Annotated in this window: 25 protein-coding genes and 1 pseudogene; 9 read left to right on the top strand and 17 right to left on the bottom strand. The window is 72.4% G+C overall.

Annotated elements, in window-relative coordinates:
* Positions 1–2,317 (bottom strand): type I polyketide synthase (locus tag CA983_RS18855; protein WP_086602078.1); only part of this gene is annotated, 2,317 nt, incomplete at its 3' end.
* Positions 2,317–3,579 (bottom strand): MFS transporter, encoded by a 1,263-nt coding sequence (locus CA983_RS18850; protein WP_086602077.1) that lies wholly within the window; start codon positions 3,577–3,579, stop codon positions 2,317–2,319. The genes CA983_RS18850 and CA983_RS18855, both read right to left, overlap by 1 nt.
* A 466-nt stretch (positions 3,580–4,045) precedes the next feature.
* On the opposite strand from CA983_RS18850, the gene CA983_RS49540 reads away from it, so the two are divergent.
* Complete coding sequence (locus tag CA983_RS49540; protein WP_425276457.1) at positions 4,046–4,222, top strand: DUF6233 domain-containing protein; 177 nt, start codon at positions 4,046–4,048, stop codon at positions 4,220–4,222.
* Here the strand turns inward: CA983_RS49540 and CA983_RS18845 are convergent.
* Together CA983_RS18845 and CA983_RS49535 are read right to left on the bottom strand one after the other, a co-directional pair.
* Complete coding sequence (locus CA983_RS18845) at positions 4,178–4,984, bottom strand: alpha/beta fold hydrolase (RefSeq protein WP_086602076.1); 807 nt, start codon at positions 4,982–4,984, stop codon at positions 4,178–4,180. The genes CA983_RS49540 and CA983_RS18845 overlap by 45 nt on opposite strands.
* Before the next feature lie 251 nt (positions 4,985–5,235).
* Positions 5,236–5,430: pseudogene (locus tag CA983_RS49535) on the bottom strand (hypothetical protein); the annotation flags it as partial.
* Positions 5,431–5,460: 30 nt separating this feature from the next.
* On the opposite strand from CA983_RS49535, the gene CA983_RS18840 reads away from it, so the two are divergent.
* Positions 5,461–5,706, top strand: coding sequence for a substrate-binding domain-containing protein (locus CA983_RS18840; protein WP_244206992.1), 246 nt, complete (start codon positions 5,461–5,463; stop codon positions 5,704–5,706).
* 12 nt (positions 5,707–5,718) lie between these two features.
* Here the strand turns inward: CA983_RS18840 and CA983_RS18835 are convergent, their stop codons facing one another.
* The 3 genes from CA983_RS18835 to CA983_RS18825 form a co-directional block, all read right to left on the bottom strand.
* The gene (locus CA983_RS18835) at positions 5,719–6,960 is read right to left on the bottom strand and encodes a glycosyltransferase (RefSeq protein ID WP_086602075.1); all 1,242 of its coding nucleotides are present in this window, start codon (positions 6,958–6,960) and stop codon (positions 5,719–5,721) included.
* Positions 6,961–7,078: 118 nt separating this feature from the next.
* On the bottom strand, positions 7,079–8,563 hold the full coding sequence (locus CA983_RS18830; protein WP_086602074.1) for a HEAT repeat domain-containing protein: 1,485 nt from the start codon (positions 8,561–8,563) through the stop codon (positions 7,079–7,081).
* Positions 8,564–8,656: 93 nt separating this feature from the next.
* Positions 8,657–9,073 (bottom strand): cytochrome P450, encoded by a 417-nt coding sequence (locus tag CA983_RS18825; RefSeq protein ID WP_244206990.1) that lies wholly within the window; start codon positions 9,071–9,073, stop codon positions 8,657–8,659.
* A 283-nt stretch (positions 9,074–9,356) separates the two neighbouring features.
* On the opposite strand from CA983_RS18825, the gene CA983_RS18820 reads away from it, so the two are divergent.
* On the top strand, positions 9,357–10,220 hold the full coding sequence (locus CA983_RS18820) for an LLM class flavin-dependent oxidoreductase (protein ID WP_086602073.1): 864 nt from the start codon (positions 9,357–9,359) through the stop codon (positions 10,218–10,220).
* 19 nt (positions 10,221–10,239) lie between these two features.
* Here CA983_RS18820 and CA983_RS18815 read toward each other — a convergent pair whose 3' ends face one another.
* The 3 genes from CA983_RS18815 to CA983_RS18805 form a co-directional block, all read right to left on the bottom strand.
* Positions 10,240–11,382 carry an NADAR family protein gene (locus CA983_RS18815; RefSeq protein ID WP_086602072.1) on the bottom strand — a complete coding sequence of 381 codons (1,143 nt, stop codon included), beginning with the start codon at positions 11,380–11,382 and terminating at the stop codon, positions 10,240–10,242.
* A gap of 186 nt (positions 11,383–11,568) precedes the next feature.
* On the bottom strand, positions 11,569–12,576 hold the full coding sequence (locus CA983_RS18810; protein ID WP_086602071.1) for a trypsin-like serine peptidase: 1,008 nt from the start codon (positions 12,574–12,576) through the stop codon (positions 11,569–11,571).
* Between the two features lie 271 nt (positions 12,577–12,847).
* Entirely contained in the window at positions 12,848–13,330 is a 483-nt protein-coding gene (locus CA983_RS18805; protein WP_086602070.1) for an SRPBCC family protein, read from the bottom strand.
* Positions 13,331–13,560: 230 nt separating this feature from the next.
* Here CA983_RS18805 and CA983_RS18800 point away from each other — a divergent pair, with 230 nt between their 5' ends.
* On the top strand, positions 13,561–13,953 hold the full coding sequence (locus CA983_RS18800; RefSeq protein WP_086602080.1) for a hypothetical protein: 393 nt from the start codon (positions 13,561–13,563) through the stop codon (positions 13,951–13,953).
* A 43-nt stretch (positions 13,954–13,996) separates the two neighbouring features.
* On the opposite strand, the gene CA983_RS18795 is transcribed toward CA983_RS18800, so the two are convergent.
* Entirely contained in the window at positions 13,997–14,626 is a 630-nt protein-coding gene (locus CA983_RS18795) for a flavin reductase family protein (protein ID WP_086602069.1), read from the bottom strand.
* 66 nt (positions 14,627–14,692) lie between these two features.
* Between CA983_RS18795 and CA983_RS18790 the strand changes: the two genes are divergently transcribed.
* Entirely contained in the window at positions 14,693–15,418 is a 726-nt protein-coding gene (locus tag CA983_RS18790; protein ID WP_425276456.1) for an ArsR/SmtB family transcription factor, read from the top strand.
* Between the two features lie 31 nt (positions 15,419–15,449).
* Here the strand turns inward: CA983_RS18790 and CA983_RS18785 are convergent, their stop codons facing one another.
* Positions 15,450–15,737 (bottom strand): zinc-ribbon domain-containing protein, encoded by a 288-nt coding sequence (locus CA983_RS18785; RefSeq protein WP_086602067.1) that lies wholly within the window; start codon positions 15,735–15,737, stop codon positions 15,450–15,452.
* Between the two features lie 169 nt (positions 15,738–15,906).
* Here CA983_RS18785 and CA983_RS18780 point away from each other — a divergent pair, with 169 nt between their 5' ends.
* Entirely contained in the window at positions 15,907–16,185 is a 279-nt protein-coding gene (locus CA983_RS18780) for a DUF5949 family protein (RefSeq protein WP_086602066.1), read from the top strand.
* 54 nt (positions 16,186–16,239) lie between these two features.
* On the opposite strand, the gene pgm is transcribed toward CA983_RS18780, so the two are convergent.
* Positions 16,240–17,880: a phosphoglucomutase (alpha-D-glucose-1,6-bisphosphate-dependent) gene (gene pgm / locus CA983_RS18775; RefSeq protein WP_086602065.1), complete on the bottom strand. Its 1,641-nt coding sequence runs from the start codon at positions 17,878–17,880 to the stop codon at positions 16,240–16,242.
* Between the two features lie 241 nt (positions 17,881–18,121).
* Entirely contained in the window at positions 18,122–18,550 is a 429-nt protein-coding gene (locus tag CA983_RS18770) for a hypothetical protein (protein ID WP_086602064.1), read from the bottom strand.
* Positions 18,551–18,687: 137 nt separating this feature from the next.
* On the opposite strand from CA983_RS18770, the gene CA983_RS46735 reads away from it, so the two are divergent.
* Complete coding sequence (locus tag CA983_RS46735; protein ID WP_167407405.1) at positions 18,688–18,834, top strand: hypothetical protein; 147 nt, start codon at positions 18,688–18,690, stop codon at positions 18,832–18,834.
* A 127-nt stretch (positions 18,835–18,961) separates the two neighbouring features.
* Positions 18,962–19,834, top strand: a complete 873-nt coding sequence (locus CA983_RS18765; protein ID WP_086602063.1) for an SCO4651 family lipoprotein — start codon at positions 18,962–18,964, stop codon at positions 19,832–19,834.
* A gap of 7 nt (positions 19,835–19,841) precedes the next feature.
* On the opposite strand, the gene CA983_RS18760 is transcribed toward CA983_RS18765, so the two are convergent.
* Positions 19,842–20,792: a DUF1731 domain-containing protein gene (locus CA983_RS18760; protein WP_086602062.1), complete on the bottom strand. Its 951-nt coding sequence runs from the start codon at positions 20,790–20,792 to the stop codon at positions 19,842–19,844.
* A gap of 123 nt (positions 20,793–20,915) precedes the next feature.
* Here CA983_RS18760 and CA983_RS18755 point away from each other — a divergent pair, with 123 nt between their 5' ends.
* Complete coding sequence (locus tag CA983_RS18755; protein ID WP_086602061.1) at positions 20,916–21,242, top strand: antibiotic biosynthesis monooxygenase family protein; 327 nt, start codon at positions 20,916–20,918, stop codon at positions 21,240–21,242.
* Between the two features lie 14 nt (positions 21,243–21,256).
* Here CA983_RS18755 and CA983_RS18750 read toward each other — a convergent pair whose 3' ends face one another.
* On the bottom strand, positions 21,257–22,000 hold the full coding sequence (locus tag CA983_RS18750; protein ID WP_167407404.1) for a response regulator: 744 nt from the start codon (positions 21,998–22,000) through the stop codon (positions 21,257–21,259).
* A complete protein-coding gene (locus CA983_RS18745) occupies positions 21,997–23,247 on the bottom strand; it encodes a sensor histidine kinase (RefSeq protein ID WP_086602060.1) in 1,251 nt (416 codons plus the stop codon). Before CA983_RS18745 ends, CA983_RS18750 begins: the two co-directional genes overlap by 4 nt.
* Positions 23,248–23,330: the final 83 nt, after the last annotated feature.

Here is a 23,330-nt window from a genome sequence, read left to right as displayed (position 1 = left end):
GGGTCACACCGTCCAGGGCGCTGACGAACGGGAGCAGCACCGGCCGGAAGTCCACAGCGTCGAGGACTTTCCGGAACTCCTCCAGCATCGGTTCCATCGAGGCGGTGTGGAAGGCGCGGGTCACCGGCAGCCGCTGACCCGGTGTGCCGCGGTCGTCCAGCAGTTCGCACGCCCGGTCGACGGCGGCCACGGGACCGGCGAGCACCTGGGCACGGTTCCCGTTGGACACGGCCGCCTCCAGTCCGGGAACCTCCGCGGCCAGGGCGAGGGCGCTCGCCCGGTCGAGCGGTGCGGCCACCATCGCGCCGGGCGCGCACCGTTGCCGCATCAGCCGGCCGCGTTCGGTGGTCAGGCGCAGACCGTCCTCCAGCGAGAGGGCTCCGGCCGCGTACAGGGCGGCGTACTCCCCGACGCTGTGCCCGGTCACGGCGTACGGTTCGGCGCCGCAGTCGCGCCACAGCCGGACGAGGGCGCATTGCAGGGTGAACAGCGCGGGCTGAGCGGTGTCCGTGCCTGCGGGTGCCGCATCCCCCGAGTCGTCCCTGCGCAGTGCCGCGAGCAGGGAGTCGCCGGTGAGGTCGCGGTAGTGCTGTTCGCAGGCGTCGAGGACGTGACGTGCTGCGGGGAAACGCGCGTAGAGGGCGGCGGCCATGCCGGGGTAGTTGCTGCCCTGGCCGGTGAACTGGAATGCCACGCGCGGGGCGCCCTCGCCGGGGGCCGTCCCGGTGGTCACCGCCGCTCCGGTGGTTCCTGCGAGCCAGGCGCCGAGGGCGTCGGCGAGGGCTGCCGGGGTGGAGCCGCGGGCCGCGAGACGGTGACGGCCGTGGGCGCGGCCGAGGGCGGCGGTGGTGACGAGGTCCGCCAGGTGCGGTGCGGGGGGCTGCCGTAACCGGTCGCGGAAGGCGCGGGCGTTGTCCGCGAGGGCCTGCGGATTGCTTCCGGAGATGAGTAGCACGTCGGGAGGGGCGGCCGAGCYGGTCCTGGGCGCGGGTTCGGGGGCCTGTTCCAGGATCAGATGGACGTTGGTGCCGCCGACGCCGAGTGAGGTGAGCCCCGCGCGGCGGGGTGTGTCGCTCGCGGGCCAGGGCCGGGCGGTCCGGGGGATGTAGAAGGGGCTGCTGTCGAGGTCGATGAGGGGGTTGGGTTCGCTGAAGTTCGCCATCGGCGGGATCACGCCGTGCCGCAGGACCAGCAGGGTCTTGACGAGGCCGGCCAGTCCGGAGGCGGCGTCGAGGTGGCCGATGTTGGCCTTGGCCGAGCCGAGGGCGCAGTAGCCGTCGCGGTCGGTGTCCTCGCGGTAGGCACGGGTCGCGCCTTCGAACTCGATCGGGTCGCCCTTGAGCGTGCCGGTGCCGTGCGTCTCCAGATAGCCGATGGTGTCCGCGCCGACACCGGCGCGTCGCAGCGCCTGGCGGATGGCGGCGTGCTGGCCCTGGGCGCTCGGCGCGGTGAACGCCGACTTGCCCGCGCCGTCGTTGCCGATGCCCCAGCCGCGGATGACACCGTGGATGGTGTCACCGTCGGCGACGGCCCGGGCCAGCCGCTTCAGTACGACGGCCAGGACGCCGGTGCCTCCCACGGTGCCGTCGGCGCCGGCGTCGAAGGCCCGCAGACGGCCGGACCTGGACAGGATCGTACCCTTGACGCGGCGGTAGCCCAGGACCTGCGGGACGTGGACGGCGGTGGCGCCGACGAGGGCGATGTCGCAGTCGCCCATGAGCAGCGACTGGGCGGCCGCCTGCACGCCGACCAGGGAACTGGAGCAGCCTGTCTGGACGTTGACGGCGGGGCCGGTCAGGCCCAGCCGGTAGGCGACGCGGGTGGCGGCGAAGTCGGCGTAGTTGCCGACGGTCATCTGCATGCCCTGCGCCCAGTCGGACGTGGGATGGCTGGGCAGGACGTTGTTGAGCAGATAGTTCTGGAAGGTGTACAGGTGGTATCCGGTGCTGGCGTAGACGCCGACGCGGGTGCCGCCGCGTTCGTCCGGGTAGCCGGCGTTCTCCAGGGCGTGCTGGGCGCACTCCAGGAACATGCGTTGCTGCGGGTCGGTGAGCCGGGCCTCGCGGGGGCTCATCCCGAAGTGCTGTGCGTCGAATCCGGCGATGTCGTCCAGCAGGCCGGAGGCGCCGACGAAGTCCTCCGCCTCGTACTCCTCGGCGGAGACACCGGCGGCGGCGAGTTCCTCGTCGGTGAAGCGGGTGATGCAGTCGGTGCCGTCCCGGATGACGCGCCAGAAGTCCTCGGGAGTGTCGGCGCCGGGCAGCCGGAAGGCCATGCCGATGACGGCCATCCGCGGGTCCGGATCGCTGGTGTTCATCAGCCGCGTCCCTCCGTCATGGTCGGTGTGTCGCGGCCGGCGGAATCTTCCGCGGGCGGGGCGGGTGTTGCCCTGCCCCGACCGACCAGCCACAGGAGCAGGGCCGCGCACAGGGCGATGGCGAGACCGTGGAAGGCGGCCACCACCTGGAACGGAGAGAAGGTCTCCAGGAGCGCGCCGCTGACCAGCATGCCCAGTCCAAAACCGGTGTTCTCGGCCGAGGCGGTGAGCCCGAAGAGGCGGCCGCGCTGGTCGTCGGGGGCGGTCTGGAGCCTCGACACGTAGACGATCTCGGTGAATCCGTCGGCGGCTCCGGCGACGAGCGCGGCGATGACGGCCGGCATGGTCGGCAGCCCGCTGAAGACCACGATGAACCCGGCCGACATCACGCATGCGCCGAGCGCGAACGCCCGCTCCCCCGGTGTCCGCCCGGTCTTCTTGGTGACCCGGCCGATCACCTGCTGGGCGACGATGTTGCCGATGGCCCACGTGGCCCAGAACTGGCTGATGAACGTGGCCGGATGGTCGGGGTCCAGGCTGCTGGAGTAGATGGGGAGGGCGACGTTGTGGGAGGACGAGCCCAGCCCGTCGACCGCCCGGACGGCGATCATCGCCATCAGCAGCGGTGCCGTGCCCAGCAGCATCCGGGCCGTCCAGCCCGCGGCGCCGGAGTCCTTCGCGGAGCCGCCGACCGCGGCGTCGGTGGCCGCCCTGGTGCGGACGGGAAGCAGGGACAGCACGGTCGCGGAGACCAGGAAGGTCGCGGCGTCCAGCGCGAACGCCGCGGAGTAGCCGAGCTCCGCGACCACCACGCCCGAGGAGGCGAACCCGGCGATCATGGCGAGTGAACGCCCGGTCACCAGCAGCCCGTTGGCCCGGACCCGGTGCTCGGCTCCGACGATCTCGGGGATGCTGCTGCGCAGGGCGACCTGGGAGAGCGTCGAGCAGCCGCCCGTGACCACGGCCAGGACGTACAGCAGCCCCGGGCGCGTGCCCTCGGGGGCGAGCAGCAGCGACAGCAGGGCCACGGCCTGGCACAGGTCGGCGCCGACCATCAGGCGCTTGCGGTCGTGGCCCGAGACGAGCCGCCCGCTCACCCAGCCCGACACGACACTGGTCGCCAGGCGTACGGCCATGAAGAGGCCGGCGGCCAGCGCGCTGCCGGTGGCGTCGTAGACGAAGACGTTCAGCGCCACCATGTTCAGATAACTGCCGTACGCCGAGATGCCGTTGCCCAGGACGAGCAGACGGAAGTACCTCATGCACCTTCCCCTGGTCTGCATGAAGGGTGTGACTGGAGTGAGACCTGGATACCCTGCCCGCCCGCTCAGCGGCGATACGGGATCCGGGCGGACGGCGGTCGTCGGCGTGGTCGCCCGTCGCGCCCGCCGGTCATGCCCCCTCGCAAGCGCACCACAGAAACCATTCCCCCCAACAGGCCGTCGGACGGCGGCCATTGGTCCGCAACCCAAGCAGATCCGGACAGGCGCGTTCAAGACTCCGAGAGTGGTCTAGACGACTTTCGGACCGGATTTGGCGATTTCGGACCGCTCGGGAGCGGACCCGGCCCCGCCTGGCTTTCAGGCCCGCAGGTCGGCCTCGTTCGCCGCCGCGATGACGCGGTCGTGTTCGGCGCGGGTGAACAGGTTCTCGGACATGGAGCAGCGAGACCCATCGCCGGCACGTCTCGCCAGGTAGTACGCCCGATGCGATTCGAGCTGAAGCCCGATCCCGGGGAGGTCTCCCAGAAAGTCAGGGAAGCGGTCAACCGTCGTTCGAGGGGAGGGCCGCGAGGAGGCCCGTCGGCTCCTGAGCGCCGGGCTGCGGGCGTGCAGCCATTGCCGGCCCGACGTCCAGCGGTCAGGCCTGACCGCTGCCTGCTGCCGCGCCCGTAGCCCGCCGTAGAGGGAACATCGTGGGGACGGGATCGTTCGTGAGGAAATCCAGAATGAGCCGGTTGACCTGCTCGGGCTTTTCCATCGGCAGGGCATGAGAGGTCCCCGGGACGACGGCCAGTTCCGAGTGAGGGATCGCACGATAGAGGGCAATCGTGTGTTCGAGTGTCGTCAGGTCGTCGTCACCGACCAGGACGAGTGTGGGCGCGCTGATACGAGCCAGGTCGTCGGTGGAGATGGTGGGCTGCGTACGGATCATGTCGGCCACTTTGTTCACGACGACCGGCCAGTGGTCGGCGCCGTCGGGCGACGCGGCTTCGTACATCCCGCGAAACGCCGCCATCTCGGGAGCATCCGCCGACATGTGGTCCAGCAACGCCGGCGCCGCGGAGCTTTCCGGACCGGGGAGGAAGTTGGCCCCCATGGCCACTACCTTCCGGACGAGGTCGGGGCGGGCGATGGCGACGAGCAATGCGACGATCCCCCCATCGCTCCAGCCGACGAGATGGGCGGGGCCGCCAACGACCGACTCGATGAAGGTGACGGTGTCGTCAGCCATGTCCCGATACGACAGCGGCCCCTCGACGTCGGGCGTATGCCCGTGTCCGCGACGCTCGGGCAGGAACAGGCGGTACCTCGCTGCCAGATCGGCTCGCTGAGCTCCCCAGGTCTCGTTCGTGCAGAGGCCGCCGTGGAGGAGGAGCAACGGATCACCAGCGCCTTCCGCCTCGTACCACGTCTTCACACCGGGTAGCTCCACGTATTCGCCCACCGTTCCAGGCCCTTCCGCAGTGCAGCCGCTCACCGTCAGTATCCGCCGTCGATTGGACAGCCCGCAACGCGACGGGGAGTGGCCCGGTCGTGTGCGTGTCACAGTTGGCCGCCCGCCCGCATGGATCTTCACCGCGGGGCCAACCGATGAAGCCGCCGGGCTGCGGCTCGCGCCTTCCGTCGCCGTTCACGCCGACCGGCGAGCGCCCGACGGGCCCTGCCTCGTGCCAGACGCACACCTTGGCTTCACCCGGGACCTGGACAACCGTGCGGGCCCAGCTCCACGTGGGAAGAGGTCGACCAGCCAGGAGCCGGGGATCTTCGGGTTGAACGTCGGGGCGTGGAAGTGGAAGTGGTCCGGSGCGGCAGRCCGACGACCAGRCGGGCCRCRGCSGCGAGGAASGCGGTGYTGAGGTCCAGGCCGACCGCGWASGGCAGSGTGCACTGCGCGGCAGCGACCAGATCGCCCGGGGCGTCGTGGACGTCCTGCGCGAGCGCGGCCGGCGGGTGCCGGAGGACGTGGCGGTGATGGGCTTCGACAACTGGCGGGTCCTGACGTCGGCGTCCCGCCCGCCGCTGACCAGTGTCGACATGAACCTCGGACAGGTCGGCCGCGCGGCGGCGCACGCCCTGTTCTCGGTGATCGCCGGCACGCGGCGGTCGGGAGTCGAGACCCTGCCCTGCCAGGTGGCGATCAGGGGGTCGACGGTCCCTCTGTCGTGAGCTGCTTGCCGGTCACGGCACGAGTCGGTCGAGCGCGGCCGACACCGGTGCGACGCCGTCCTCCTCGGCCAGTCGGCGTGCCAGGGCCTGGGCGCGGTGGCGGTAGGCGGGATCGCTCGTGGCGCGGCGCAGGGCGGGGGCGAGTGCCTCGGCGGTGAGGCGGCGCAGCGGGACGGCGCTGGGCGTGGTGCCCAGTGCGACGAGACGGGCCGCCCAGAAGCCGCCGTCGAACTGCACGGGCACCGGCACGGTGGGGACGCCCGAGCGCAGTACGGCGGCGGTGGTACCGGCCCCGGCGTGGTGGACCACGGCGGCCATCCGGGGAAACAACGGCGCGTGCGGCACGTCGCCGACCGTGATCACATCGTCGGCGTCGGCGGCGAGGCCCGCCCACCCCTGCTGGATCACACCGCGCAGGCCCGCCGCGCGCAGGGCGCGCACGATCTCGCCGCTGAGACGTTCCGGGTCGGGCACGGTGGCGCTGCCCAGCCCGACGAAGACCGGGGCGGGCCCGGCGGCGAGGAACTCCTCCAGCTCCCCGGGCAGCGTGCGGGTGTCGTACGGCCACCAGTACCCGGCGACCTCCAGTCCGGGCCGCCAGTCACGGGGGCGGGGCACCACCAGCTCGCTGAATCCGTGCAGCACGGGCCACCGTGCCCGCTCATGGGCCCGGCGGAGCGCTGCCGCGCCACGCAGGGTCATCCCGTGCCGGGTGCGCAGTCGGCGCATGGCCCGGGTGAAGACCCGGTCGACGGCGGTGGTGACGGCCAGTCCGCCCAAGCGGTTGCCCACGGTGCCGAGCGAGCGTCCGCCGAGCATCGGCGCACCGAACTCGCCTGTCGGGTGCTGGGGTTGGAGAAACAGTCCCAGGCTGGGCAGGGCCAGGCCCTCGGCGATGGCGCGGCCCAGCGGGGCCACGGCACCGGCGGCCAGAACGACGTCCGCGCCGCGGGCCGCCTGGACCAGGGCGTCGGTCATCTCCTCGGCCGCGGACCGTGCCATCGACACCGCGCGCAGCAGCTTGCCGAGCCCTGTGGTGCTGGCGTGCAGGCTGCGCCCGCGCTCGGAGCGCGACACGGCGTGCGGGTCGACCGGAGTCGGATGGAACCGCACCCCGGAACCGGCGACCAGCGCCTCGAACCGGCCGTGGGTGACGAGGGTGACCTCGTGCCCGCTGCGCGCCAGCCCCGCGCCCAGCCCGGTGTACGGGGCGACGTCGCCGCGCGATCCCGCCGTCATGATCACCACGCGCATGGGTCCCAGTGTGGACCGGCCGGGCCGGCGACACGCGGTGTTCGGCGGTCGGCGTCCGGGAATCGCCGGTGCGGGTGATACCGAGGTCGTGGGCGAAGGGGCGTGTGTGCGGGAGGAGTCAGTCGGTGTCCAGTGCTTCGAGGAGGCTGGTGGCGGCATGACGCAGCCGATGGGAGGCGTCGGTGGTGAGGGCGGTCAGCCGGCGGTGGGCTTCCTCGCTTCCGGGTGGCAGCGTGCCGGTCGCCGCGACCCAGCGTTCGAGACCGAGCACGGCCTCGTAGCGGACCGGCTCGTGCGGGTCGTCCAGGCCGCGCAGGAAACGCCGTACGTCGTCGTGGACGTGCTCGTCGGTCTCGTCGTCCCCGTCGAGCAGCGACAGGGCGGCGGCCCGGACCTCGCCGGAGGCGGCACCGTCCGCGAGACGCCGTACGGCGGGCAGGGCCTGGGTGAGGCCGTCGAGGGCGTTGCGTGCGCGCCAGGTGTGCTGTCCGCCGGCGGCGAGACGGGCGACCAGGGCCCAGGCCACGGGATGGCGTTCCCACAGGCGGAGCCCGTTCTCGACGAGTTCTCCGAGGCCGTCGATCACGCCGGCGCGTACCTCGTCCTCGGGGTCGTCCAGCAGGGGCAGCAGCAGCCAGACGGCGTCCCATCCTCCGCCGGCCCCCACGGCCGTGGCCGCGGCGGCCCGGGGGCCGGGGTGGACCGTGCGGTCGGCCATGACCTCGCGCAGGTGTGCGGCGGCCGTCGCCGGGGCCGCTTCCGCCAGAGCGCTTACGGCCGATGCGCCGGCCTCGGGATCGCGCAGCCACCGCACAGCCGGTCCGGTCACTCGCTCGTCGCCCAGGTCTCCGAGGCGGCGCAGCAGGTATGCGGCCACCTCGGGATCCCGCTCGGTCCGCAGTGCCGCGGCCAGCGCGTCTCGCGTCTCCGGCCGTGCCACGTCGAACAACCGCCGGGCCACGGCTTTCCGTACGTCAGGGGAGGGATCGCTCAGTCCCGTGAGCAGCGAGTCGAGGAGCTGCTCGGTGCAGCGGTCCGGCAGCAGGTCCAGGGCCCGCACGCGGGCGGTGCCCGGGCCCTGGCGGGCGGTGCGGATCACCTCCGCCCGCACAGCCGCGTCGTCCCGGAACCGCTGCACCAGACTCCGGGCTCGCCCCCACACGGTGCAATCCGGGTCACCGAGCAGCCCGACCAGGGTCGTGACATCCCCGGGCACGCCCAGTGCGTCCAGGCCGTCCAGGGCGTTGATCCGCAGGTGGTGGTCCGGGTCGGACAGCAGCCGTGCGAAAGCCTGTGTGACCGCGGGTCCTTGGAGTCCCAGCCGGATGGCGGCGACCGAGGCCCGGCGCCGTACGCGAGGGTACGCGTCCTGCATCAGCGGGAGCAGCACCTCGCCGCCCGCCTCGGGGGTCCCGAGCCGGCCCAGGGCCAGGGCGGCGGCCGCGCGCACCGAGGGCGCGGGGTCGCGGGCCGCCTCGGTGAGGACGCTGGCGTACCCGGCTCCGCCCGTCCTGCCCAGCCCCTTCACCGCCGCCGCGCGCCGCTCCGGGTCCGGCGCCTGAGACTCGCGCAGGAAGAATGCGATCTGATGGTCCGCCCCCATGGCCACCTCCGGGAAGGAAGACCTGCGAGCCGGGGGAAGGTTGCCCGGTGACCGCGGCGGGACCGGTTCCGGTCCCGCTACCGCCCGGTGGCGTCAACTGCCGGACGGTGTGGGCCTGGTGTGCGGGCCGGCCTCCGGCACGATCACCGCCTGGGACGGGCTCTCGCTGGTCGGCTGCGGCGGTGCCGCCTTCCGGCGGAACTCCATGGTCAGGCGGTCCGGCTTGACCGTGACCACGGCCTGGGGCCGCGGCACCGGGGAGGTGAGCTCGAAGGACTGCCAGGTCCGCAGGACGGTCGCCAGGACGATCTGGAGTTCGGCCCAGGCGAAGTTCTCGCCGATGCACTTGCGGCGGCCGTCGCCGAAGGCGAGGAACGAGCCGCGGACACGCAGGGCGTCGATGATCTTGCCGCCCTTGGCGTAGTGCGCGGCGTCGGTCACCAGGACCTTGCGGGTGAGGGCGGGATCGGTGACCACGTAGGCCGGGGTGGGGCCTGTCCGGATGCGCACCACGGGGTCCGTGCTCGCGCAGGGAGCTGATGAACGGCAGGGGACTGCGGGCGAGTTGGAGGCCGTGGCCGATCAGAGGGAGGCTTCCGGGTGCGGTGCGGGTGGGGGACGTCGCGGGAGCGTTCATGGCCGGTTTCACTCCTTGTGGGGGCGACAAACGATCGATGCATGCCGACCGCGTGGTCGCGGAATTCCCTCTCTCGGTGATCAGTGCGTGCGTCACATCCGGTTGGCAGAACACCGCGTGGGTAGGTGCTCCCCCTCTCATTGACCGGAGGTGGAGATGGACATCGGCATAGGCCTTCCCAACACGGTTCCCGGGACCGAGGGTTCGGTTCTCGTGGAGTGGGCCCGGCGGGCCGAGGAGGCGGGGTTCAGCACGCTCGGGACGATCGGGCGCCTGGTCTACCCGGGGTACGAGGAGCTGGTCGCGCTGAGTGCGGCCGCGGCGGTCACCAGCCGGATCCGGCTGACGACGAGTGTTCTGCTGGGGCCGCTGCACACGAACAGCGCGCTGCTGGCGAAGCAGGCGGCCTCCATCGACCGGCTCTCGGGAGGGCGGTTGGTGCTCGGTGTGGGGCTGGGCGGGCGTGACGACGACTTCGCCGCGAGCGGTCTGTCCACCGAGGGCAGGGGGCGCCGGCTGGAGGAACAGCTGGCGGAGATGAAACGGGTCTGGTCGGGCGAGGAGCGGGGGTTCGCCGGTGCGATCGGGCCGGCACCGGTGCGCGAGGGTGGCCCCGAGCTCGTGCTGGGCGGGTCGGCCCCGGCCAGTTTCCGGCGGGTGGCCCGGCTGGCCGACGGCTGGATCATGGGCGGTGGCACGCCGGAGATGTTCGCGGAGGCGTCGGCCGGCGTCGATGCCGCGTGGAAGGAAGCGGGGCGTACCGGTGCACCGCGCAAGCTGGCGCTGGTGTACTTCGCGCTCGGCCCGGACGCCCGGGCGCACGCTGACGGTTATCTCCAGCACTACTACGGCTTCCTCGGCGACGCCGCCGCGCAGATCGCGGCGAGTGCCGCGGTGAGCGCGCAGATGGTGACGTCGTACGCCGACTCGTTCGCCGCGGCCGGCTGTGACGAGCTCGTCTTCGTGCCCGCGGCGTCGGGGCTCGAACAGGTGGGGCTGCTCGCCGAGGCGACCGCCTGAACGGCCGGCGCACCGCCACTCACTCCTCCATGGCGCCCGGTTCCGGGAGGGTGATTCCGGCCTGCTCGGCGCGGAGTTCGGAACGGACGAGTTCCAGGAGGCGGCCCGTCCAGTTCCGGCCGCGGCCGCCGTTGTCGCCCCAGAAGCCGGAGTCGGAGTCGTCGTAGACGAGGGTCGCGTCCTGCGTGTCCAGGAGGATCCGGGCGAGGGCCGGGTGCCGGGTGTACTTCGCCCTCAGCAGGGCGGTCATGACGGCGGTCCGGGCCTGTTCCCACCCGTCGCGCCGGGGAGCGCCGGCTGCCGTGTCCCGGGCGGCGTACACGGTGTTCGCGTCCCTGATGGCGGCTCGGGCGTCAGGGTCCGTGGTGGACAGGGCCCAGTAGGCGTGGGCGACGGAGGGGTAGGTGACGCCGTCGGCCGGGACGGGAGCGGGGAAGTCGTTGCGCAGTGCAGTGGTGCCCGGGTCGTCCGGGACCTTGCGGAAATGGCTCTGGTACAGGTGGATCGCGGGGGCGATCGGTGTCGCGGGCCCGTCTGCCGGGATGCGTGCGGGCCGTTCCGCGATCCACTTCGCCCGCTCCTCGAAGTAGGCGATGGCCTCGTCGTACTCCTCCTGGGTGATCGGTGCGCCGAGCGCGGCGCCGTCCAGGTACTCGCCCGGTCCGGTCACCAGGACCTGGAGCGGCCAGTCCTTGCGGTCCATGTCGCCGAGCGCGTAGTGGCGTTGGGTCTCGGGGATGGCGAGGTAGGCGGCACGGGCCGCGGCCCGGTTCTCCTCGGTCCGGTCGGCGAGGAACACGTCGACGGCGGCCAGACAGCGGGCCGTGGAGTCCGGGCGTCCGTTGAGCCGGTCGATGGTGTCGCGGACCTCGGCCAGCAGCAGCTCGGGCGTGAGCCAGGTACGCGGCTCGCTGAACCGCCACGCGGCCAGCTCATGGGCGGACACCCTGGCGCCGTCCGGGAGTTCGGTGGCGACCCAGCCGCAGCGCAGCTTCTCCTCGAACTCCTCCAGGGTGACCAGACCCCAGCAGTCGATCAGCCCGTCCGCGTAGATGAACAGGTCGGTCAGGAAGTAGTCGCCGTTGCGGATGAAGGCGTGTCGCCAGGTTCCGGGGACGCGGACGCCGTCCGCCGTGCGGTAGGTGCTGCGGTTGCCGATCACCCCGGCATTCTGTCGGAACCGCTGGTCGGCGCAACGGGTTTGCCGCCTGTGGGACGACGCCCGCAGCCCTTTCGGCAGGTGCGGCGCGGCCTCGCGGCGACGCCCGGAGCCTTCACGGCGACGCGCCGGGTGCCGGGTCCTCCCCCACCGTTCGGAGGAGGACCCGGCACCCGGCCGGCCGGTGGCTCAGGACGACTGGGCGCTCTGGTACAGGTTCTGTGCGTCCGCGCCGAAGTACGGGCCGTACATGGCGTTGGGCAGGAAGTTGTACTTGAAGCTGTTCACCGAGGACTGCAGCCCGGTCCCGGTGGCCTCGTTGAACTGGGTGAACCACGGGCCGCCGCTGGAGCCGCCGGTCATGTTGCAGGTCAGACCGTGGTCGCTGGAGAGCAGGAAGTCGCGGTAGGTGGTGCCGCTGCAGTAGATGAACTTCTCGCCGTCGTACGGTGCGGCGGCCGGGAAGCCGAAGGAGTACATGGCTTTGTTGTAGCCGGTGTTGAAAGCCAGGCCCTGGCCGCCGACGACGTCGGTCAGCTTCTTGCCGTCCAGCGGGGCGACCACGGCAGCGCCGATGTCGTAGTTGATGTCCTCACTGGCCGTCCACTGCGGCGTGGAAAGGATCTTGGACGCGGTCCAGGTGCCGTACGGGCGCTGCCCGTCGTGGTAGCCGGGCACGAACACCCAGTTGGTGTGCCAGGCTCCCTCCATCTTCACGCAGTGGCCCGCGGTGATCACGGTGCTCTTGTTGGCGCTGGTGACGGCGTTGCCGGAGCAGGAGGCGGTGCGCCCCTGGTAGGTGAAGAACACCCGCCCGGCGGTCTTGGTCACCGCTCCGCCCCCGGTCCAGGGGCCGCCGCCGTGGGGGATCGCCAGGGGGCCGACGTCGGAGGCGGGCGTGCTGGGTGCCACGACGGTCGCCTTGCCCTTGCGGATGTCCGAGGCCCGCACGTCGGAGCGGTCGACGGACAGGACGTCGAGCGGGGTGGCCGCGCGCATCCGCTGGGGGGTCCAGAAGGCGAGGGCGCGTTCCTGCGCCGAGGGTGCCACCGTTCCCGGGTCGGGCGCGGCGCTCGCCGGCGCGGCGGTGACGCCGGTCGCCAGCAGTGCGGCGACGCCGGCGAGTGCGCCGAGGACGGTGCGACGAACGCGGGTGCCGCTGCCGGAGGAGCGAAGGCTACGGGGTGTGCCTGTCACGCGGTCTCCTTCTGCTGTGGGGGCCGGGTGGCGGGGCTCATCCACCCGGTCAGGCAGGGGTGTCGCTGCGAACCACGGGCAGCGTGCCACCAGGAGACCGATTTGGACAGGTGCATGTCACCGAGATGACCGAAACACCACACATTCCCCGCGTCGGGGACACGGACGCATCAAGGACAGGGACGCGTCCGGGACGGGGTGGGCACAAAAGGACCCGGCCTCCACCGGGTCTGTGGTGGAGGCCGGGTCCGGAAGAGCGGGGCCCTGAGTGTCAGAGGGGGGTGGGGCCGGTGCCGCCGCCGGGCTGGATGCGGCCGCGCCAGGCGCCGGACTCGGCTCCGCGCTCCTCGATGTACTGCTTGAAGCGCTTCATGTCGCCCTTGATGCGCCGGTCGATCGTGCCGAGCATGTCCCCGGCCTTGTCCACGGCTCCGCTGGGCTCGATGTCCATCACGAGTTCCACGCGGGTGTGGGTGTCGTCGACGCGCTCGAAGCGGACCGAGCCCTTCTGTTTGGTGTCTCCGCTGGTCGTGCGCCAGGTGACCCGCTCGTCGGGCAGCTGGTCGACGATCTCGGTGTCGAACTCGCGCCGGACTCCGCCGACCTTGGTGGTCCAGTGGTTGTGACGGTCGTCGAGCTGCCTCACCTCCTCGACGCCCTCCATGAAGTTCGGGAACTCCTCGAACTGGGTCCACTGGTTGTAGGCGGTGTGGACGGGGACGGCGACTTCCACGGTTTCCTTGACGGTGCTCATCTGTATGCCTCCGTTTTCCTGAATCGACTGTTGGAGGCCCTTCGGCCCACACAGGTCCGGGCCCGTGGCGGGACGAGTACCCGAGATCTTGCGGTTGCCACACGGTTCGATGCGGTCCCGCAAAAGGGGATCAGTGCCGTCCGGGAAAGGGAACGGAACCGGCCCGGCCGCCGGTCGAACGTGGATACGATCCCGGCGTGCGTCTCCCCCGCTCGGCCTCCGGCTGGACGATGGCCGTCTTCGGTGTGCTCGCCGCCGCCCTCGGGACGGTGGGCCTGGTCTCACCCGCCACGCAGCTGTCGCTCCTCGGCCTCGCCGCCCCGGGCGAGCGTGCTGCCGGGGACTTCACGCCCGCGTTCCTGACGGCCTCGTCCATGGCGGCGCTCAACATGGGCGTGTACTACGTGCTGGCGGCGCTGGCCGACTGGCGGGCCTTCTTCCGGTGGACCGTTCCGTTCCGGCTGCTCACCTGCACGGTCTTCACCGTCGCGGCGCTCAGCGGGAGAGCGCCGGGCGTCTTCGTCGGTGTCGGCCTGTGGGAGGGCGCGGGGGCGGCCGCCACGGGTGCGGCGCTGCTGCTGGAACGGCGCCGCCGGGCGGACGGGCCGGCGCCCGCACCGTGACCGGGCGGGACACGATCCGCTCCTCGGTCACGGTGCGGGCGGGTCAGACGGCGGAGGCCGTGGCCCTGGCCGTCTCCGAACGGAAGCCGTGACCGAGCTCGGGGGACAGGCCGTGGTAGTGGCGGAAGTTGTAGATGAGCGGGCTCCAGACGGCCGGGTCGATGTGGTGGGTGCCGGGTACGACGACGCGTTCGGCGGCGTGGACGCGCAGGACCTCGCACTCGACGCTGAAGAAGAGACCCGCTCCGCCGGGTGTCAACGCGCGCGCCCGTGCCTCCAGTTGGAGGGCGCACTCGGCGACGCGCGGCGGCTTCACGAGGTCGGCGGCGACCGGCGTGAGCCCGGCCGCTGCGAACTTGTCCGGCTCGTAGCGGTACACCGCCCGCTTGGCCTCCGGCACCGGGTGCGCCCCGGTGAGCGGTGCGAGCCGTTCCACCTGCTCCCACAGCTCCGGCGAGGCGATGTTGATCACGAGCTCCGGGCGCTCGGCGAGGTTGCGCACGGTCCGGCTCTCACTGCCGATGCCCAGGACGAAGTGCTGTCCCAGGGCCCATGCGGAGGAGATCGGTGCGAGATTGCAGGAGCCGTCGTCGTTCTCCGTGGTCAGCAGCACGACGGGCGTGCCGAAGTAGAGGACGCTCGGCTGGATCACACGATGGGTGTCGGTCGTCATGGCTCAGGACGCTACGGCCGGGACGTTTCGATGCGCGTCGAAGTGTCGGCCGGGGACAATCGGTCGGTGACCAGCCCCGACGTCCATGCCGAAGAACCGGATCTCGCCTCAATGGGGGCGCTGCTGGCCGATCGCACGCGCGCCGCGATCTGTCTCACCCTGCTCGACGGCCGGGCCTGGACGGCCTCCGAGGTGGCCCGCCTGGCCGGTGTCGCGCCGTCCACGGCCACGAGCCATCTGAACCGGCTGGTGGCCGGTGGTCTGCTGGCCGAGGAACGCCGGGGCCGGCACCGCTATGTGCGTCTGGCGGACCCCGGCATCGCGGAGATGATCGAGGCGCTGGCGGCCAGGGCGCCCCGCCGGCTGGTCGCGGTCCGTTCGCTCACCGCTGCCCGCCGGCACCGCGCCGTCGGCTTCGCCCGCGTCTGCTACGACCATCTCGGCGGCTCCCTCGCCGTGGCGATGACCGATGCCATGACCGCTCGTGGGGTGTTGTCCTGGGAGTCCGGCCCGGCGCTCACCGCGTCCGGCGCGGCATGGCTGGCGGGCCTCGGAATCGCGGACGAGGCGACGGGTGCGACGGGCCGTCCGCATGTGCGTACCTGCCTGGACTGGACGGAACAGCGCCCGCATCTGGCGGGCGCGGTGGCCGCGGCCGTGTTCCACCGCGCACTGGAGGCGTCCTGGCTCGTGCACGGCGACGGCTCCCGCGTCGTGCGGCTGACGGATCAGGGGCGCGAGGCCTTCCGACGGCACCTGGGCCTGACGGACGAGGTGCTCACGACCGGCTGAGCACCTCCCCGCCCCGGGGCGGCCGGCCGGCTCAGAACCGGTGCTGCTGCTGCGGCTGCCCGTACGTCTGGCCGCCGTCGCCGCTCGCGCTCTGGGCCTGCAACTGCTCCGCCTGTTCCTTGGTCACCTTCTGTTCCGCACCGCAGAAGGTGCACTGCGTGAGGTACTTCGTCGAGATCGGGAACAGCGGCACGAAGAACAGCGTGAACTTCGTGACGCGCTTCCTGAGCGTGTGCGCGGCGGGGTTGCCGCACTGGCCGCAGACCAGCGTCAGTATCGCCAGCTGGTACAGGTACCCCTTGGTGCCGAAGATGATCACGTGACGGTCCTTCCCGGGTCGGATCTTCCCCCAGTGTCCTGTATCGGGTTCCACCCCGGCGAACCGGTACCCGAGGCAGATGTGCCCTCGTGTGGAGAGCCCGGCGGGGCGTGGTCCAGTCGGGTGAGACCGGGCCGGGTGCCTCCCGGTGCGCCGACACGGATCCGCGGTGACCTCGGTCTCACCCGAAACGCAGTCCGTGCACACCGACGACCTGGGCTCCCTCGTCGTCCTGTCCTGGCGGGGCACGACCCCCGACGGGGACGTTCCGTACCTCCTGGCCTGCTCCCCCGGAGACGGTGCGAACGGCCCGGAGGCCACGTCGAAGGCCATCGAGCAGGTGCTGACCGGCGGTGACGTAGAGACACCGGCCGCCTTCACGTCCGACGAGGACCTGCTCTCCTCGGCGGCGCATGTCGTCCTGCCCGCCCGCAGCCTGCGAAGCTGAAGCCCACCCGGCCCGGGCCACCCTGACGTGGCCCGGGCCGTCGCGTGCCGGTGCTCAGCTGGAAAGCGCCGTCAGCACCACGGTCTTGGCCTCCTCCTGGACCTGGCGGAGGTGGTCGGGGCCGCGGAAGGACTCGGCGTAGATCTTGTAGACGTCCTCGGTGCCCGAGGGGCGGGCCGCGAACCAGGCGTTGTCGGTGGTCACCTTGATGCCGCCGATGGGCGCGCCGTTGCCGGGGGCCTCGGTGAGCACCGCGGTGACGGCGTCCCCGGCGAGCGTGTCCGCGCTGACCTGTGCCGGGGAGAGCTTGGCGAGCAGGGCCTTCTCCTCGCGGGACGCCGGGGCGTCGATCCGCGCGTACGCCGGTTCGCCGAAGCGGGCGGTCAGCGCGGCGTAGTGCTCCGAGGGGGTCTTGCCGGTGACCGCGGTGATCTCGGAGGCGAGCAGCGCCAGGATGATGCCGTCCTTGTCGGTCGTCCACACGGAGCCGTCCCGGCGCAGGAAGGACGCCCCGGCCGACTCCTCCCCTCCGAAGCCGATGGTGCCGTCGACCAGCCCGTCCACGAACCACTTGAACCCGACCGGCACCTCGGCCAGTTCACGGCCGAGGTCGGCGGCGACCCGGTCGATCATGGCGGAGGACACCAGGGTCTTGCCGACACCGGCGGCGGCAGGCCAGCGGTCGCGGTGGGCGTACAGGTAGGAGATGGCGACGGCCAGGTAGTGGTTGGGGTTCATCAGGCCCGCGTCCGGGGTGACGATGCCGTGCCGGTCGGCGTCGGCGTCGTTGCCGGTGGCGACGTCGAAGCGGTCGCGCTGCTCGATGAGCGAGGCCATGGCGTACGGCGACGAGCAGTCCATGCGGATCTTGCCGTCCCAGTCCAGCGTCATGAACCGCCAGGTGGGGTCGGCGTGCGGGTTGACCACGGTGAGGTCGAGGCCGTGCTGCTCGGCGATCCGGCCCCAGTAGGCGACGGACGCCCCGCCCAGCGGGTCCGCCCCGATGCGCACCCCGGCCGCGCGGATCGCGTCCAGGTCGAGCACGCCGGGCAGGTCGGTGACGTAGGTGCCCAGGAAGTCGTAGCGGCCTGTGGTGGCCGCGGCGAGGGCCCGGGCGTGGGGGATGCGCCGGACGTCCTTCAGGCCGCCGCGGATGATCTCGTTCGCCCGGTCCTGGATCCAGGAGGTCGCGTCGGAGGCGGCCGGGCCGCCGCTGGGCGGGTTGTACTTGAACCCGCCGTCGGCGGGCGGGTTGTGGGACGGGGTGACGACGACGCCGTCCGCGAGGCCGGTGGTGCGGCCGCGGTTGTGGGTGAGGATGGCGTGCGAGACGGCCGGGGTCGGCGTGTAGCCGTCCGCGTCGTCGATCAGCACCGTCACCTCGTTGGCGGCGAACACCTCCAGCGCGGTGACCCGTGCGGGCTCGGACAGGGCATGGGTGTCGGCGCCCAGGAACAGCGGGCCGTCGATGCCCTGGGCCGCGCGGTACTCGCAGATGGCCTGGCTGGTCGCGGCGATGTGGTCGTCGTTGAACGCGCCGGCCAGTGCGGTTCCGCGGTGTCCGGAGGTCCCGAACGTGACGCGCTGCCCCGGGTCGTCCAGGTCGGGGTGGAGCGCGTAGTACGCGGTGACCAGCCGAGCGACGTCGACGAGATCTTCGGGACCGGCCGGACTGCCCGCTCGCTCGTGCTGCATGGGCCCGCTCCTCCACATGGGTGTGATTCTTCGCTTGCGCCCTCATCCTTCCTCGTCACAGCCGTGACGCGCGAGAGGGGCACCGCTGTGAGGGCCGGATGTGCGCCAGGCCACGCGGCGAACCGCCGGACCGCGCCACGCACCACAAGGAGGCAGCGCCGCGTACCCACCGGGACATCCGGTGGTACGCGGCGCCGCCTTCCGGCCTTGTGGGCGTCCTGCCGGGCCCCCTCGCCTCGGGTCAGATCCGCCCGCCGGTGAGCCGGGTGAGCGGGCCGTGCGTGTGGCGTCCCGCGCGGCGTCCCACCGCGTACGACGCGGCGCTCAGGGCGGTCAGGCCGGCCCCGACGCCCGCGGCGACGGCCTTGCGGTGGGCGATCACCGTCCAGGCCGTCTTCGCCGTGGCGGCGACCTGGCCCGAGGCCGCGACGACTGCCTGGCGGCCCGCCTCGACACTCCTGGCCGCGGTCTGCACGGCCGCCGTCGTCGTCTCGGCGGAGCGTTCCGCCCCGGCCTTGACGGCTGACGCCGCGTCATCGGCCTTGGCCGACGCGCGCTTCGCGGCCTGGGCCGTCGGCGCGGTCGCCTTGTCCGCGGCGCCTCGGGCCTTGGACTCCGTCGCCCGTATGGTGGTCGGCTTCTGATTCGTGCGCTTGTTCTCTTCGGTCATGGACTGCGACTTGCCTCTGACTCCGGCGGCAAACACGTTCGGTCGCGCACCGTCCGGGCGGGAGAAGGGCTGAGCACCTCGTCGGAGGGGTAGACGAGCTACAGACAAGACGACGTCAGAACACGAGGGAGTGCGTCATGGCCGGCATCCTGAATCGCATCAAGCAGTTCGCCCGGAGCCCGCAGGGGCGGCGGGCCACCGAGCAGGCACGGCGGGCCGCCGCCGATCCGCGCAAGCGGGCCCAGGCCCAGCGACTGCTGGGCAAGCTCCGCGGGCGCCGCTGACCGGATTCGCACCGACCGCACCGGCCGGGGACGGAATCCTCCCGGAAACCAACTCCTCGAGCACGCACGTGTGTTCATGCCCGGCTTGGGCACTTGGGTCGCATCACACCTGAGAGGAGCTGGTTCGATGGGCAGGGCAGCGAACGGCAGGAAGGTCTGTGCCTTAGGCGTCGCCGGTGTGCTGGCCGGCACGGTGCTGGTCGGCTGCGGCGACGACGACGGCACGGGTGACGGCGCACGGGGTTCCTCGGCGCAGGGCAACACACAGGAGCAGGGCACGCGGGCGGTGCGCTCCGCCTACGACAGGACGGCCGAGGAGGACACCGCCAAGGTGAGGCTGCGGGTGCAGACCTCGGCCCAGGGCACCTCGGAGTCCGCGAACGGCCAGGGCGCCGTGGACTTCGACGACGGCGACAGCGTCATGACGCTCGCGGTGCAGGGGCAGCGGATCGAGCAGCGCGTGGTCGATCAGGTGCTGTACCAGAAGATGCCCCAGGGGCAGGCACCGGGCGGCAAGCCCTGGATCAAGATCGACCTGGGGAAGGTCTCCGCACAGCAGGGCGCGGGCGACCGGTCCATGAGCGATCCGGCGCAGTCCGCGGCGTACGCGAAGGCGATCACCGACAAGGACGTGACCAAGAAGGGCACGGCCACGATCGGCGGCGTCGAGACCACGCACTACCGCGTCTCCGTCGACGTCGCCGAGCTGCCCAACGGCGACGCGCTGCGGCAGCAGGTCGGCCCGACGCTGCCGATGGACGTGTGGCTCGACGAAGAGGGCCGCATGCGCCGTCAGCAGCTCGACCTGACCCTCAAGTCCGCACCGGGGTCGACGCAACGATCCTCCACCGACGCCTCGTCCTCGCCTCAGCGGGTCACGGTGCGCACGGTCATGGACTTCACCGACTTCGGCACCGAGGTGGAGGCGGACGCGCCCCCGGCCGGACAGGTCACCGACATGACCGGCAAGGCCCTGGAGCAGGGCAAGAAGCGGGGCTGACTCGAACTCATCCCACGCCACGGCTGCGGAGCCGCCGTACGAGGTCGTCCGCGGCCGTCGGCCAGTCCGGACGGCCGAACGTGAAGCCCGCGTCCAGGAGGCGGCCGGGGACGACGCGGCGGCTCTTCAGCAGCAGTTCGGTGTCCGAGCGCAGGACGAAGGCGCCGGCCTCGGCCATCCAGCGCGTCGCGGGCAGGCCCACCGGGACGCCCCACGCCGTCCGCAGGGCGCGCATGAAGTCGCGGTGCGGCAGGGGCGCGGGAGCGGCGAGATTGACCGGCCCCGTGATGTCGTCCCGGGCGATGAGGAACTCGACCGCCCGGACGAAGTCCTGGTCCTGGATCCACGACACGTACTGCGCGCCGCAGGCGACAGGGCCGCCGAGGCCCAGCCTGACCAGCCGCAGCAGGACGTCGAAGACGCCGCCGCGGTCCGGGCTCATCACCATGGCGGCGCGCAGAGCCACCTTCCGGGTGTGCGGGGTGCCGGCCGTCTCCTGCTCCCGCTCCCAGGCCTTGGCGATGTCGACGCTGTAGGCCCAGTAGCCGGGGGCGTCGGGTTCGGTGCCGCCGATCACGCCGGTGGCCTCGTCGTTGGGCGCGTCGAAGCGGTGGGCGTAGACGGTCGCGGTGCTCATCTGGAGCCAGACCCGGGGCGGCCGGGCGGCCGCGGCGATCGCCTCGCCCACGACCCGGGCGGAGTGGACCCGTGAGTCCATCATCTCGCGGAGGTTGGCGGGGGTGTAGCGGCAGTTCACGCTCCGTCCGGCCAGGTTGACCACGACGTCGCTGCCGTCGATCTCCTCCGTCCACGGCCCCGGGGTCGCGCCGTCCCAGTGCACTTCGCCCGGCTGCTGCGGACGCCTGCTGAGTACCACGACGTCATGTCCGGCCGCGCTCAGCGCGCGCTTCAGGACTGCGCCGACCTGCCCGGTCCCGCCGGGTATCACGATCTTCATGCCACTCCCCCTCGACGTGTGAGAGTGACCCTAGCTCATTTTGAACGCGTTCAAAACACTCGATGCCGTAGCGATGCCGTGGGACTTAGCCTGCTCGGATGTGCCATCGGGCAAGATGGGGCCATGAGCGTAGTCAAGATCAATGTGCTGACCGTGCCCGCCGAGCAGCGGGAGACGCTGGAGAAGCGGTTCGCCTCCCGCGCCCACACCGTGGAGAGCTCCGACGGCTTCGAATGGTTCGAGCTCCTCCGCCCGGTGGAGGGCACCGACACCTACCTCGTCTACACCCGGTGGCGTGACGAGGCGTCGTTCCAGGCCTGGATGGAGGGGCCGATGAAGGCCGCGCACCAGGGCGGCGGCGAGGGAGGCGAGCGCCCCAAGCCCGCGGCGAGCGACTCGACGCTCTGGTCGTTCGAGGTGGTGCAGCAGGCGGGGCCCAAGGACGCCTAGGGTCTGCCGTTGGATCAGGTAGCAGTGTGCCGGCCGTCGCCCTGTTCCGTCGTGGGTTCGGCCGCGAGTACGAGGATCGCGATCTGTACGCGGTTCTCCAGTCCGAGCCTGGTCAGGATGCGGTTGACGGTGCTCTTCACGCCGGCTTCGCTGAGGCCGAGCGACCTGGCGATCCGCGCGTTGGAGAGCCCGCGGGCGACCAGTTCCGCGACGTGACGTTCGCGCCGGGTGAGCGCGTCCAGCGGGTCGCCCGGGCCTCCGGGCGACCCGTCGGCCGGTGACGGGCGGGGCCGCACGCCGGACAGCAGCGGCGGCGGCAGGTCGGAGAACGCCCGGATCAGCCGCCGGGTGACCGTCGGCGCGAGCATCGCCTCGCCCGCCGCCACCACTCCGATCGCCTCGGCCAGCAGCTCCGGCGTGGTGTTCTTCAGCAGGAACCCGCCGGCCCCGGCGCGCAGCGCGGCGTGCACGTACTCGTCCAGGTCGAACGTCGTCAGCACCAGCACGCGTGGTCGCGGTCCGGGGTGCGGCCAGCCCTGGAGGATCCGCGCCGTCGCCTCCACCCCGGTCATGCCGGGCATCCGCACGTCCATCAGCACCACGTCCGGGCGCAGTTCGTACGCCGCCTCGACGGCCCGCGCGCCGTCCGCCGCCTCGCCCACCACCTCCACATCCGTACGCCGCCGCAGCATCACCCGCAGCGCCGTCCTGACCAGCTCCTGGTCGTCCACGGTCAGCACCCGCACCGGCGGCGTCATCGGCCGTCCTCCGGCGCGTACATGCCGTCGGCGGGCGCGTACGGGCTGCCGTCCCGCGGCCGGAACGTGGCCACGACGCGCCAGCCGCCGTCCGGGACGGGTTCCGCGCGCAGCGTGCCGCCGAACAGCGCGGTGCGCTCGCGCATGCCGATCAGCCCGAGCCCGGAGCCGGGCATCGGGCGGCGGTCGTGGGCGGGCGCGGCGTTCTCCACCGTGACGGTCAACCCGCCGTCCCGGCAGGCCAGTGCGACGCGTACGGGGACGGCGCCGGCGTGCTTGCGCACGTTCGACAGCGCCTCCTGTACGACGCGGTACGCCGACACCTGCACGGCGGGCGGCAGCTCCGCGACCGGTCCGGTTACCGTGAGCGTCACCGGGCAGCCCGCCGCCTCCGCCTCCCCGGTCAGCCGTTCCAGGTGGCGCAGCGACGGCTGCGGGAGCGGCGCGGCGCCGCTCTCCGGCGGCGGGTCCGCGAGCAGCTGGACCAGGCCGCGCATCTCGTCGAGCGCGGTGTCCGCCGCCTCGCTGATCGCCGCCACTCCCTGACCGGCGGCGCGCGAGTCGTCCGGCAGTACGACGGTGACCGCGCGTGCCTGCAAGGCGATCGCGCTGACGTGGTGGGCCACCAGGTCGTGCAGATCGCGGGCGATCCGGGCGCGTTCGGCGGCCACCGCGCGCCGGGCGCTGACCCGCTGCTCGGCGCGGAGTCGTTCGGTCAGGTCACGCAGGCGCGCGGCGTCCGCGTACAGCCGGCGCCGTGACGCGCCGAGCAGCCATACGGCGGCGGCCATCGCGGCGGCCACCAGGTAGTCGGCGGGGCCGAGCGGGACGGCGGTGTCGGCCGAGGAGAACACGTTCAGCCGGCCGTGGGCCGGCTCGGGGGCGAGCAGTGTCGTGGTGAGCGCGACGGGAGCGAGGAGGCTGCGCGGCGCGGGCGTGTGCCGTGCCACCGAGTAGCAGGCCAGGAACACGGACTGGGCGTTGTCACCGGCGGGGTCGAGCAGTTCACCCGTCAGATAGCAGGCCGCCGTGGCGGCCAGCACGAGACCCGGACGCGAACGCCGCCACACCAGCGGCAGGCACGCCCCGACGAGCAGGCCGACGGCGGCGGCGGACGGGCCGACGCCGTCGGGCAACGGCTGGTGCAGCCGGAGCAGCACGGCGGCACCGGCGAAGACGGCGGCGACCAGCACGTCCGCGGGGCGCCCGGCGAGCCTGCGGCGCAGCGCGACGGCGGACGCCCGCACAGAACCGGCCGACGCCCGTAAGGAATCGCGCGGTGCCAGTAAGGACCGTACAGACCGTTCCGTTCCGTGCCGCCGCCACGAAC

Source organism: Streptomyces swartbergensis, assembly GCF_002148965.1.
In the GTDB taxonomy this organism is placed as follows: domain Bacteria; phylum Actinomycetota; class Actinomycetes; order Streptomycetales; family Streptomycetaceae; genus Streptomyces; species Streptomyces swartbergensis.
Note: the sequence above shows the minus strand (reverse complement) of the source record. Positions and strands in the feature narration are given on the sequence as shown.

Excerpts from the sequence above, each read along its gene's own strand:
- CA983_RS18820 (WP_086602073.1), top strand. The coding sequence starts at position 9,357 with ATGGACATCGGCATAGGCCTTCCCAACACGGTTCCCGGGACCGAGGGT.
- CA983_RS46735 (WP_167407405.1), top strand. The coding sequence starts at position 18,688 with ATGGCCGGCATCCTGAATCGCATCAAGCAGTTCGCCCGGAGCCCGCAG.
- CA983_RS18805 (WP_086602070.1), bottom strand. The coding sequence starts at position 13,330 with ATGAGCACCGTCAAGGAAACCGTGGAAGTCGCCGTCCCCGTCCACACC.
- CA983_RS18835 (WP_086602075.1), bottom strand. The coding sequence starts at position 6,960 with ATGCGCGTGGTGATCATGACGGCGGGATCGCGCGGCGACGTCGCCCCG.
- CA983_RS18770 (WP_086602064.1), bottom strand. The coding sequence starts at position 18,550 with ATGACCGAAGAGAACAAGCGCACGAATCAGAAGCCGACCACCATACGG.
- CA983_RS18795 (WP_086602069.1), bottom strand. The coding sequence starts at position 14,626 with ATGACGACCGACACCCATCGTGTGATCCAGCCGAGCGTCCTCTACTTC.
- CA983_RS18800 (WP_086602080.1), top strand. The coding sequence starts at position 13,561 with ATGGCCGTCTTCGGTGTGCTCGCCGCCGCCCTCGGGACGGTGGGCCTG.
- CA983_RS18765 (WP_086602063.1), top strand. The coding sequence starts at position 18,962 with ATGGGCAGGGCAGCGAACGGCAGGAAGGTCTGTGCCTTAGGCGTCGCC.
- CA983_RS18850 (WP_086602077.1), bottom strand. The coding sequence starts at position 3,579 with ATGAGGTACTTCCGTCTGCTCGTCCTGGGCAACGGCATCTCGGCGTAC.
- CA983_RS18830 (WP_086602074.1), bottom strand. The coding sequence starts at position 8,563 with ATGGGGGCGGACCATCAGATCGCATTCTTCCTGCGCGAGTCTCAGGCG.
- CA983_RS18755 (WP_086602061.1), top strand. The coding sequence starts at position 20,916 with ATGAGCGTAGTCAAGATCAATGTGCTGACCGTGCCCGCCGAGCAGCGG.
- pgm (WP_086602065.1), bottom strand. The coding sequence starts at position 17,880 with ATGCAGCACGAGCGAGCGGGCAGTCCGGCCGGTCCCGAAGATCTCGTC.
- CA983_RS18750 (WP_167407404.1), bottom strand. The coding sequence starts at position 22,000 with ATGACGCCGCCGGTGCGGGTGCTGACCGTGGACGACCAGGAGCTGGTC.
- CA983_RS18760 (WP_086602062.1), bottom strand. The coding sequence starts at position 20,792 with ATGAAGATCGTGATACCCGGCGGGACCGGGCAGGTCGGCGCAGTCCTG.